The 12,056-nt window shown below is 48.2% G+C and carries 9 protein-coding genes and 1 riboswitch; all 9 genes read right to left on the reverse strand.

Annotated elements, in window-relative coordinates; translation table 11 throughout:
• Window positions 1–96 precede the first annotated feature (96 nt).
• Window positions 97–3,552 carry a methionine synthase gene (gene metH / locus GLV98_RS19255; RefSeq protein WP_160917614.1) on the reverse strand — a complete coding sequence of 1,152 codons (3,456 nt, stop codon included), beginning with the start codon at window positions 3,550–3,552 and terminating at the stop codon, window positions 97–99.
• Window positions 3,533–5,392, reverse strand: a complete 1,860-nt coding sequence (locus GLV98_RS19260) for a bifunctional homocysteine S-methyltransferase/methylenetetrahydrofolate reductase (RefSeq protein WP_160917615.1) — start codon at window positions 5,390–5,392, stop codon at window positions 3,533–3,535. Before GLV98_RS19260 ends, metH begins: the two co-directional genes overlap by 20 nt.
• A gap of 3 nt (window positions 5,393–5,395) precedes the next feature.
• Complete coding sequence (gene metC, locus GLV98_RS19265) at window positions 5,396–6,574, reverse strand: cystathionine beta-lyase (protein WP_160917616.1); 1,179 nt, start codon at window positions 6,572–6,574, stop codon at window positions 5,396–5,398.
• The gene (locus GLV98_RS19270; RefSeq protein WP_160917617.1) at window positions 6,571–7,689 is read right to left on the reverse strand and encodes a methionine biosynthesis PLP-dependent protein; all 1,119 of its coding nucleotides are present in this window, start codon (window positions 7,687–7,689) and stop codon (window positions 6,571–6,573) included. The genes metC and GLV98_RS19270 overlap by 4 nt, the downstream gene beginning before the upstream one ends.
• Before the next feature lie 658 nt (window positions 7,690–8,347).
• Window positions 8,348–8,458: riboswitch (SAM riboswitch) on the reverse strand.
• 43 nt (window positions 8,459–8,501) lie between these two features.
• Window positions 8,502–8,978, reverse strand: a complete 477-nt coding sequence (locus tag GLV98_RS19275; protein ID WP_160917618.1) for a hypothetical protein — start codon at window positions 8,976–8,978, stop codon at window positions 8,502–8,504.
• Window positions 8,979–9,033: 55 nt separating this feature from the next.
• Entirely contained in the window at window positions 9,034–9,366 is a 333-nt protein-coding gene (locus GLV98_RS19280) for a hypothetical protein (RefSeq protein ID WP_160917619.1), read from the reverse strand.
• Window positions 9,367–9,449: 83 nt separating this feature from the next.
• Window positions 9,450–9,896: a DUF4385 domain-containing protein gene (locus GLV98_RS19285; RefSeq protein WP_160917620.1), complete on the reverse strand. Its 447-nt coding sequence runs from the start codon at window positions 9,894–9,896 to the stop codon at window positions 9,450–9,452.
• Window positions 9,886–10,854, reverse strand: coding sequence for a glutaminase A (glsA, locus tag GLV98_RS19290; protein ID WP_160917621.1), 969 nt, complete (start codon window positions 10,852–10,854; stop codon window positions 9,886–9,888). The genes GLV98_RS19285 and glsA overlap by 11 nt, the downstream gene beginning before the upstream one ends.
• A gap of 145 nt (window positions 10,855–10,999) precedes the next feature.
• A complete protein-coding gene (locus tag GLV98_RS19295) occupies window positions 11,000–12,025 on the reverse strand; it encodes a cytochrome d ubiquinol oxidase subunit II (RefSeq protein WP_160917622.1) in 1,026 nt (341 codons plus the stop codon).
• Between the last annotated feature and the right edge of the window lie 31 nt (window positions 12,026–12,056).

Raw genomic sequence — 12,056 nt, forward strand, 5'->3', positions numbered from 1 at the left:
GTATAAGAGACAGCACCCAACCCACCGATAAAAGACCAAAACTCGCCGATAAATGCTTCTATGTCACTGATAAACTTAGATTCCAACTCTCATCCTTTACATCACATTGAAATAACGCGCTTCCGGATGGGCGAAAACCATTGCCGTGACCGACGCTTCCGGCTCCATCATGCATTCCTCAGTCAGCTCGATGCCGATTTCTTCCGGACGAATGAGCTCGAACAACTTCTTCTGATCCTCAAGCTCAGGGCAGGCCGGATAACCGAAGGAGTAGCGCTGACCTTGATACTTAGCAGAAAAGCGTTCCTGCATCGTGAAGTCCGTCGGGTCAGGGAATCCCCATTTATCTCGGATCTTCTGGTGGACCTGTTCGGCGAGTCCTTCCGCAGTTTCAAGAGCAAGTGCCTGCAGCGCATGGCTTTCTAAGTAATTTCCCTGCTCTTTCAGTTCCACCGCACGATTCCGGATGCCTTTTCCTGCTGTAACCGCAAAGAATCCGACATAGTCCATTTCACCACTCTCAACAGAACGCAAGTAGTCGGCAAGGCAAAGGAACGGTTCTTTGTTTTGGCGGGGGAAAGTGAACCGCTCAACGACTGTCTGGTGATCTCGCGGATCATAAATGAGCACGCCATCGCCGTCAGACTGGGCCGGGAAAAAGCGGTACATGGCGGAGGGCTGAATCCATCCTTCCCCTTTGGCGCGTGTGAGCAAACCATCCACGACACTTTTCAGGTGAACGGCTTTTTCGTTTCCTTCTACGAGCAGTTTATCAAATCTTCCTTTCAACCCAAGGTGGTGTCCAATCAACATCTGCATGTTGATGTACGGTTCAATGTGGGCGACTGGGTGATTTCGAATGATGTGTTTATCGAAATCATGCGGTTTAAATACGGGTACGGTTGTGGACACCGTCGATTTTGGTTTCACAGCCACAGCGGTTCCACCACGGCCTTTGGGAGCGTCACTTGCCGCACGGGTAAGGGCAGCCGTTCGTTTTTCTTCTTGCTCTTGTAAAAATTGATCCCGCTGCTCATCGTTGCTGAGCTGATTGGAGATCGCAAGACCGTCCATCGCATCCTTCGCATACAGAACAGGGCCATCATATTCCGGCGAAATCTTCGTGTGCGTAAACTTCCGTGACAACGCAGCCCCTCCAACAAGAATCGGAAGAGAAATGTCCTGCTGTTTCAAGTCCTGGGCGGTGAGCACCATCTGCTGAGCGGATTTGACGAGCAATCCAGATAGTCCGACAATTGTTGGTTGTTCCTTTTTAATCTGCTGGATCAGTTCAGCAGGAGTCACTTTGATGCCCAAGTCGACAACTTCAAAACCGTTGTTGCTCAAAATGATCTCTACGAGGTTTTTGCCAATATCATGTACATCACCTTTGACAGTGGCAAGCAGGACTTTTCCTTTTTTGTTCGAGGAATCATCTGCTTCCATGTGAGGTTCTAAGTAAGCGACCGATGTTTTCATGACCTCCGCGCTCTGCAAAACTTCGGCTACGATCAGCTGGTTGTCATTGAAGAGCCGCCCGACCTCCGCCATGCCGTCCATCAAGGGTCCGTTAATGATGGCAAGTGGCGTATCATATTCCGAGAGTGCCTTCTCCAAGTCAGGCAGCAAGCCTTCTTTCGTACCTTCTACAACATAATGAGCGAGGCGCTCGGCAAGAGTCATTGTCGACGTCGGGACTTTGGTTTCTTTTTTCTTTCCCCTGTAAAAAGCAGTGAAAGAAGCGAGCGTTTCATCATCCGTTTTGAAAAGCAGCTCATCCGCCAAATCGATTTCTTCCTGATCGATGGAGGCATAGCGCTCAAGCTTTTCAGTGTTGACGATGGCGTAGTCGAGCCCTGCTTTCGTACAGTGGTACAAATAAACGGCGTTCAATACTTCGCGGCCGACAGGAGGAAGTCCGAATGAGACGTTACTGACTCCAAGGACCGTCTGGCAGAACGGCAGGTGTTCTTTAATGAGTCGGATCCCATCAATGGTCGCTTCTGCTGACCCGATATATTGCTCATCACCCGTGCCGACAGGGAAGACAAGCGGGTCGAAAATGATATCCTGTGGGTTGATGTTGTACTCTTCAACGAGAATATCGTGAGATCGTTTGGCGATTTCAAGCTTTCTTTCCGCCGTTACAGCCATTCCTTTTTCATCGATCGTTCCGACAACGAGAGCCGCTCCGTATTGTTGCACAAGGGGGAGCACTTCTTTAAAACGCTCTTCTCCGTCCTCCAAATTGATGGAGTTGATGATGACTTTTCCTTGAGAGTACGTGAGCGCTTTTTCGATGACATCTACGTCGGTCGAGTCGATGACGAGTGGGACTTTGACTTTGTTGACAACCTGTTTCATAAAAGCTTCCATATCATCGATCTCATCCCGATCCGGGTCGGCGAGGCAGATGTCGATGACCTGGGCGCCTTTCTTCACTTGGGCGCGGGCTATTTCGGACGCCTCTTCAAATTTCCCTTCGGCAATCAAGCGTTTGAATTTGCGGGAACCGATGACATTCGTCCGCTCACCGACGAGGATCGGTCGATCGCCGGGGTCGTCGTAAATCAATGGATCGATGCCTGAAACGGCGTGGGCATGGCCGGAAGGTGCTATTCGTGGCTTGAAACCTTTGACCGCTTCTGCAATGGCACGGATATGATCCGGTGTCGTCCCACAGCAGCCACCGACGACATTCAGCCAGCCTTTTTCAGCAAAACCAGCGACCTTGGCAGCGAGTGATTCTGGTGTTTCATGATAGTTGCCTTCTTCATCTGGGAGGCCTGCGTTGGGATAACAGCTGACGGCGGACGTGGCGAGATCTGATAATGAACGCAGGTGATCTCGCATGAACTCAGGCCCTGTCGCACAGTTCAGTCCGACAACACTTGGGTTCATATGTTCAAGCGAAAGATAAAAGGCTTCGATGCTTTGACCGGCGAGTGTCGTTCCCATCGGTTCAATCGTCCCGGAAACAATCAGGGGCAGCGCTTTTCCTAGCGTTTCTTTAGCTTTTGTTATGCCGAGAAAAGCGGCTTTGACGTTGAGCATATCTTGGGAAGTCTCTAATAAAAGGAGGTCGACCCCGCCTTTGATGAGCCCTCGGGCTTGTTCTTCATAACCCTTGGCCAATGCTTCAAATGTCGTTCCACCGGTTACAGAGAGAGTTTTCGTTGTCGGCCCCATGGCACCAGCGACGAAACGCGGACGGTCTGGCGTATGGAAGCGGGAAGCGGCTTTTTTTGCAATCATAGCGGATTCGATATTGATTTTTTCAGCCAGGTGACCAAGGTTATATTCGTCCAGGACCAGGTCAGTCGCCCCAAATGTATTTGTTTCAATGATATCCGCTCCTGCTTCAAGGTAGCGAGAGTGGATAGTATCGAGCAGGTCTGGGTAGGTCAGGTTCAAGTATTCGTTACAACCATCGTATTCTTCTCCGCCGAAATCATCAGGGGAGAGGTCGGCTTCCTGCAGCATCGTCCCCATGGCACCGTCGAGAATGAGAATGCGTTCTTTGAGTTGTTCGTTAAACAATGTGGATGCCATTGGAAATCTTCCTTTCTCGTTCTGCTGTCTGCTGTTTAATATAGTTCGTCAATTCAACGGTCATTTCATAGCGTAGAAATGGTGTGATTAAGTAGATGCCATTGAACAGGTCCAGGGCTGTATCAATGAGAGATTTCGAGATGCTGAGACCTTCTGCCTGTGCTTGCTCTTTATCTGAACCGGCAAGCTCCATTTTTTCAAGAACCTCAGGAGCTAGTGTGATTCCAGGTACTTCATTGTGTAAGAATTCAGCGTTCCGCGCGCTCGTCAACGGCATGATTCCAATATAAATAGGCGCGTCGATATGTTTCGTTGCTTCATAAACTTCTATAATCTGTTCTTCATTAAACACAGGCTGACTAATGAAGTAGTCAGCTCCGTATTTGATTTTCTTCTCCAGTCGTCCAACCGCACGGTTCAAGTTGCGTACATTCGGGTTGAACGCAGCGGCTACAGAGAAGGAGGTGCTTTCGCCTAAATTTTTTCCGGAAAAAGAAATCCCCTTGTTCATTTGCTTGATGTAGTGAACTAAATCAAAAGAGTTCAAGTCATAAACCGAAGTCGCTCCAGGGAAATCCCCAATCTTTGTTGGATCGCCCGTCACGGCAAGCAACTGACGAATGCCGAGGGCGTGAAGACCCATTAAATGAGATTGCAACCCTAGTAAGTTCCGATCACGGCAAGCGATGTGGACGAGCGGGTCGATCCCATATCGTTGTTTGATGATGGAAGCCATCGCTGTGTTGCTGATTCTCGGGGAGGCGAGGGAATTATCTGCAAGGGTGACCGAATCCACACCTGCTTCGTGCAAGGCTTTGGCACCTTTTAAAAAGCGATCCGTTTTTAATTTTTTGGGTGGATCCAGTTCAACGATGATAGAACGTCCCTTTTTAGCTTTCTCATGGAGATGGGGACGTCCATCTTTCGTCTCGGAAGCGCGAACTTCGGTTTTTTCTTTAATCGGGACGACTTTATCTTTAATCGGAGGCTTGCCTTTTACGCGAGCGGCAATCGCTTCGATGTGCTCAGGGGTGGTCCCGCAGCAGCCTCCGATTAGGCGTGCCCCTTGTTCAAAAAGCGACTGGGCGCTTTTTTGGAAATATACCGGGTCTGTCGGGTAAACGAGCCTCCCATCCTGGTAGGCTGGTAAACTGGCATTCGGATAAGCCGACAACACCGCTTTTTCCGGAAGTGGAACGTCCTCTAAGGATTGTATCGTGTGATAAGGCCCCAGCCGACAGTTGACGCCAACAACGTCAGCGCCTAAGCCTTCCAGCTGTTCCAATGCGTCAGGAAGAGGGGTGCCATCTTGCAATACGCCCGCTTCATGCATCGATACTTGAGCGATGATTGGCAGGTCTGTTTCTTTTCTGGCAATCTTTAAAACGGTTATCAACTCTTCTAAATCATAAAAGGTTTCAAACAGGAGGCCGTCGACTTGTTCAAAAAGAAGACAGTACAACTGCTCCCTGAAGCTTCGCTTGATCTCTTCTGTTGAGATTGCTTGTTTACGAGCACCGCGGACGCCCCCGATTGTGCCGACGACATATGGAGCCTCTCCCGCCGCTTGTTTCGCAAGCTTAACCGCGGCGGTATTGATTTCTTTTACCTGATCCTGAAGGCCGTAGCGTTCAAGTTTAATATAGTTCGCTCCATACGTATTGGTCTGAATCACGTCTGCGCCGGCATTCACGTAAGCACGGTGGACGTTCAACACCTCTTCAGAGTGGGAGAGGTTCAGTTCTTCAAAGCACCGATCAATGCCATAGGAGTAGAGGAGGGTCCCCATCGCTCCGTCCCCGATCAGTGTCTTGTGTTTTAGAGCTTCGCGTAAATCCATCGTTCAACCTCCTGTTTGTAAAAATGCTTCGGATTCGATTTTTCCTAAAGCCTGGTGAAAATCTTTGATTAAGTCATTCGGATTCTCAAGACCGACCGATAAGCGGAGCAATCCATCTGTGATTCCGCGCTTTTCGCGCTCTTCTTTAGGCATGGAGGCGTGGGACATGCGGGCAGGATAGGACAAAATCGATTCTACTGCTCCGAGACTCACGGCATAAACAGGGAGTTCTACATGTTTCGTAAACTGCCTAACCGCATCTTCATCTCGCAGGCGGAAGGACAATACTGCACCGGAACCCTCCGCTTGATAGGCTTGCGTCGAGCTCCCCGGATGAAAACGGAAGCCTGGATAGTAAACCTGCTCCACGAGTGGATGAGCGCTCAATTTTTCTGCAATCTTTACAGCCGAAGCTTGAGACTGCGTCATTCGGCAATGCAAGGTTTTCAAGCCGCGAAGCACGAGCCAACAATCGTGTGCGCCCAGTATGGATCCGAATGAATTTTGTAAAAAACCGAGTTGCTCAGCGATTTCTCTATCGTTAGTAGCGGCAAGACCTGCGACCACATCGCTGTGACCGGCGATGAATTTCGTCGCACTGTGCAGGACAAGGTCCGCACCCAATTCGAGCGGACGCTGAAGGGCAGGGGTCATGAAGGTGTTATCGACGAATGTCCAGCAATCGTTCGCTTTCGCTAACTTTGCGACGGCACGGATATCTGTGATTTCAAGCGTCGGATTGGAAGGTGTTTCAATATATAAAAGTTTTGTATTCGGTTGGATCGCCGTTGCTACCGCATGGAGATCCGTCATATCAACAAATGTGTGATCGATTCCAAATCTGACGAGGACATCACGAATCATACGGAAAGTCCCTCCGTAAACATCTTGGGTGATGACAACATGGTCACCTTTCGATAAAAGCATGAAGGCCGTAGAAATCGCAGCCATTCCAGAAGCGAAAGCAAAGCCGTGACTTCCACTCTCAAGTCCCGCAATGGTATCTTCAAGAGCTTTCCGGGTCGGGTTACCAGAGCGGCTGTAATCATAGACTCCGGGATTGTCAAAATCCTGTTGATGGAAAGTGGATGCCTGTTGGATCGGGACACTGACCGCGCCGGTGTGCGGATCGAACTTATAATCACTATGCAGCAATCGGGTTTGCAAAGAATGATCAGTCATCGTACAGATTCCTCCTTTGGTAGTTGCGCAAGGGTATAATCAAGATCTTGAATCAAATCATCGATGTGTTCGACACCGACAGAGAAACGGAGCAGACGATTACAAACCCCGTAGCTGATTCGGGTTTCCTCAGGAATATCGGCGTGCGTCTGGGTCGCGGGGTAGGTGATGAAGCTCTCCACCCCTCCGAGGCTTTCGGCAAAACTGATCAGGTTCAAATTCCGCAAAAATGGATCGATCCATTCTTCCGATTGAAGTCTGAACGACACCATCCCACCCTTTCCTGGGTAGAAAACGTCCGTCACGTGCGGGTGGTCCTCCAAGAAGGCAACCACAGATTTCGCATTCGCTTCATGTTGTCGCATCCGGAGGGGGAGGGTCTTCATCCCTCTCATCACAAGCCATGAATCGAAAGGAGAGAGAACAGCTCCAGATGTATTCTGATGAAAAGCGAGCTTTTCACTTACAGCTTTTCCTTTACTCACAAGAATCCCGGCAAGAACATCATTATGTCCGGCTAAATATTTTGTGGCACTATGGATGACCACATCTGCACCCTCGGTAATCGGCTGTTGCAACACCGGAGTGTACAACGTGTTATCGACAAGCAATAGAAGGTCGTGGGTCTTAGCGACCGTTGAAATTTGCTTGATGTCTGCCGTATGCATTAACGGATTCGTCGGTGTTTCCACATAAATGGCTTTCGTCCTTTCGTTGATGTAGTCGTGGATGCGATCAAGGTTGTTGCTGTCACAGTAATGAAAGCGGAGGTCGTAACGCTCTTCCATGTGTTCAAACAAGCGGAACGTCCCGCCGTATAAATCTTCAGAGACGATGATTTCGTCCCCTTTTTTAAAAAGGGATAAAGCCGTCTGGATTGCTGCCATCCCGGAGCTGAACGCAAATCCCGCATCCCCACCTTCGATATCAGCAATCGAAGACTCTAGAATTTGACGGGTAGGGTTACCGGTTCTTGTATAATCAAAGCCTGTTGACTCCCCTAGACCAGGGTGGCGGTAAGGGGTGGAAAAATAAACGGGAGGGTTGATCGCTCCTGTAGGTTCATGCCGCTGATTCCCCGTCTGAACGAATTTCGTATCTGTATGCGGACACATAACAACACATCCTTTATTAGTTAATGGTTCAAAATCAAACGCCCTGTTAAACATAAGCTTCCGATTGTGGGAGAGTCAGTTTCGAGATGTTTTCGGGTTTCGTTGCCATGTTGGGCGTCAGGGGAGTCTCGCAGCTTCCCAACCACCCCTTTATAAAGTGAGAAACGAACCCTTTCAGACAGAAGGACTTTCTTCCACTATCCCTTTGTCTGTACCTAGAAAGTGCTCTATATCAAGCTTTTTAATCTAAATACTTGAACCGGCGCTTAAACTACCCACCTCTATCAAGTTGGAAATCAACTGTTTCAAGAAGTGGTTTCGAGACACTTACATGGCAAAGGGGCGGAGGGGAATGGCGAGACTCCTGCGGGAACAGAGTGCTTGGTGAGACCCCACAGGACGCAGTCCGAGGAGGCTCAAAAGAATAGAGGAAGTTCGATTAAGTTCGGCACTTCCTGTGCCAACATCGAACGACCCCACTTCGTGTGTGGCCCCGCGGAAAGCGAGTTATTCCCCGCCCCCCCATCCACTCAACAAATGTCTAGAAACTTAGTTTTCATGAATCCTGTCATATTCTTTAATAACGAATCATCAGCATCTAAAATAAAAATAAAAAAAGCCTTCTTGAAGAAGAAGACTTTTGTGGGTACGGTTCTTCTTCTTATCTTCCAAGTTGGTCAAACAACTTGCTGGAGTTAGCACCTTTCTGGTCAAACCAGTGGTTGCTGAGGCTTCGTCGGGCCAGTCCCTCTGCCTCTCTTGATAAGAGATTCAATTGTATTTTTTTCTAATTGCTGATTACTCTACACTACTCAGAAAGTTTTGACAATATGCTGGTAAGAATTTTTCTGAAAACTTTTTTGGGATGAGAAAAAAGCCTCCTTTTGAAAGAGCAGGCTTAGATGGGGGGGGGTTTGTACTCCAGCTTCGATGTAACAGCGGACGAGCTGCCATTCTCCATCCACTTTTTCGAACGTATCAAAAAAGAGGTTGGATGTACCCAGGAGCTCTCCGTTTAAACGGATGGAGACCCAGAAGGCGGCAAGGTGTGTGTTTTCATTGAGTTGGGTCTCGGAATGGTTGGTGTAGATCCAGGACATATCTTGATCCTGGAAATGGTCAAAAGCTTGATGCCATCCTTCGATCGACTCTTCATAAGAATAATCGACCCATTCACCCTGGCGGATCTCTCTTGCTGCGAGGTTCCGTGATGTCACTTTTTTTAAGTAATCCAAATCATGTTGGCTTGCTCTTCGTTTGTACTCTTCATAAAACGTTTGAAAATCCATAGCTATTCCTCCTCTACCTCAAGGGGTTCGACAGAGAAGGTGGAAATCCTGTCAATTAATGACAGATACCTAAGTTGTAGAGAACCGTTTTGACTTGTAGAGCAAGCGTACCGATCCAGAGCAGGTGAGCGACGGCATTCATCCCATACCAGGTCGTCTTTTTCTTCATCTGGCCACGCTTTTTATATAGAAAGGCCACCAAAGGAACCGTCAGAACGGTGAAAATAGTCGTCAATCCGAGAAGTCCTTTATAGTCGCGGATCCAGATGAAGTCATTGAAAAGGGGGATGATAATCGTTGGAGTATAAATGACAGATAGGAAATAAACCCCGATGGACCAAGAGGTCATCATGAACAGCAGGTTAATCAGAAGTGGGTAGGTTTTCAAGTGTACACTCCTCATTTCATTAATCCGATTAGTTTACTTGGTTTAATGTTATCCTACGTTCATCAGTTAGAATTGTCAACGTTTTAGCCATATTCTTTTTGATGGGCTTTCTTTTTCTTTAAATAGTCTTCATCCTCCCGGGCCAGAATCCATTTTTCCTCGAAAATTCTTGCGGATTCTGCTTTCTCTTGGTCGATGTCGCGATCATTCACCTCCCCGTTTTTGTCATACTTTTTCCCACCCCTATAATTGGCGTATCTCCGCGAGCGGGTATAGCCCATCTGCAGGAATTTCCTAGCCATATCCATGCCGACGAAGTCATCTGCTTCTTTATAATCGAGGAACATCTGATAGATTTTTTCTGATGATTCCCTAGCGATCTCAGGTGTCTTGAAGCGCCAGTGGGCCAGGATTTCACTTTTGTATGGTTCGACAAGTAATACGCCTTGTTCTCCGCGTCCGACCCGGTACTTCTCGGGGTTTTTCCGAAAATCAGTGTTATCAAAATCTAGGTCATAATCAAACGCCATCTTCATACTTCCTTTCTGTGTTCTCGACACCGAACATATTAAGTTCAAGGTCTTGAGAGAGCTTTTTGATCAAAGCGCCTCCGGCAGTACTGTTCCCTTTTTCATCAATGGCTGGTCCTACGACGCCGATTCCCATCCGGCCAGGGGATGAACCGATGATGCTTCCAGATACCCCGCTTTTACAAGGGAAGCCGGCTTCTACTGCATAATGGCCGGATGAATTGTACATCCCTGAGGTCATCATGATCGCTTTCACCGTGCGTAAGTGGTGGGAGGGGATGAGCTTTTCGCCTGTTTCAAGGTCCAGCCCTCCTTTGGCTAAAAACAGACCGACACGGGCGAAATCGTGGCAGCACATCATGACAGAATTCATCCGGAAGTAAAGGTCGAGCGCCTCTTCCACATCCGTAACCAACGTACCGGTACTCTGCATGAAGTAGGCAAGGGAGCGGTTCCGTGCACCGTTCGCTTTTTCGGCCTCATATACTTCCTTGCTCATTTCAAGCTGCTCATTATTCGTCACCTGACGCAGGAAATCCATATAACGGTTGAAACGTTTGTCCACGGTTTGCCCTTTAATCAAAGCAGATACAGCAATGGCTCCAGCATTAATCATTGGGTTGAAAGGCTTACTCGTATCGTAAGACTCCAACTGGCTGATGGAATTGAAAAAGTCCCCCATCGGTTCCATGCCCACCGTTTGGAACACACGCTCTTTTCCAAAGTCTTGTAAAGCAAGCATAAGGCCGATGATTTTCGAGGTGCTCTGCATCGGAATATATTTGTCATTATCACCCGCTGAAAAGCTTTCCCCGTCTGTTGTGATGATGGTTACGCCGAGGTAATCTTTAATCGTTTCGTCGTATTCAGGTAGGCTCATATTCACATTCCCGGATGAAGCGAACGGGCGGCTGTCTTGAATAGCTTCTTCGAGATAATCGTTCGTCAATTCCTGCATATCTTTGCTCCTTTTCTATAAGAAGTTTCTATGAAATCAATGGAATATGGTAGTTATGTACCTTTTTTGAAAAGGGGATAAACAAAAGGCTGCATCCATTCCGAAGCATGAAAAACGGCACCCATGAGGTGGGTGCCGTTATGTGTTACTCCTGTTTCAAGTAGCGGCGGTCTTTGAGGAAGAGGCGCCAGAAAAGGAAGAAGGCTGGGATGAGAATACCGAACCCGACAGCATAGACGATCAGCATCTGATAGAACGTATCAGGGTTTGTAAACCCGTCTGTGATGGTGATATCCGGATAAATTAAGTAAGGCAGGTGGGCAGCCCCATAAGCATAAATAGCGATGGCATACTGTAGTCCGATCATAATGACAGCAGCTCTTGCCAGACCACGGCGACCGTCTTTTTTCTTGATGAAGAGAAAAGCGTACCCGATGATAAAACAAAGCAGGGACAATCCGAACGCCACCCAATGTTCTTGAATGTTATCGACGATCCACGAAGCTTCTTCAGGGAATGTGCCGATGGTCAGCATGGCAATGGCGATACTGACAGGTCCAAGCCAAAGGGAATGCTTACGGAAGGTATCGTACGCGTTCCAATCTTCCGCTTCTTTAGCGTAGTCCATCAGGAAAATGGCCGAGATGAACAGTTCGGTCGATAATCCGAACAGGATGTGCATGTACAAGGTCGGATGGGTGAGTAGTTCTCCGTATTGCAGGCGAGGATAGTCATTTTCAAGACTGACGAAACCGCCTAAAGTTATTGGAAGAATACTGACCAGAAGCGCCGGAATGATCAATCCTGTAAAACCGGAAGTCAACCGGAGCAGGTCCTTGTATCGATCAGCATGATGCTGAAAAACCATGAACGTCGTCCGGATGGTCAAAAGCAGCACCCCAAGTCCTACAGGAACAAGCAATACATTACTGAGCAGGGTCGTTGCGAACGGAAAAAAGGTGACGACAGATACGACGAAAATGACGAGAAAGACGTTCGTCACTTCCCATGTGGGAGAAAGAAAACGGTTGGCGATTTGGGAGGCGCTTTTTTCTTCGTTCTTTCCGTAAATCATGCCCCAGAATCCAGCACCGAAGTCAAGAGACCCTAGGATGGAATAGACGAAAAGCAAGCTCCACAAAATCGTAATCGCTAATGTTGATGCTTCCATAGGTTGTACGTCCTTTCTGGGATGATGTTTT

The sequence above is a fragment of the Halobacillus litoralis genome (genome assembly GCF_009856415.1).
Lineage (GTDB): Bacteria > Bacillota > Bacilli > Bacillales > Halobacillaceae > Halobacillus > Halobacillus litoralis_C.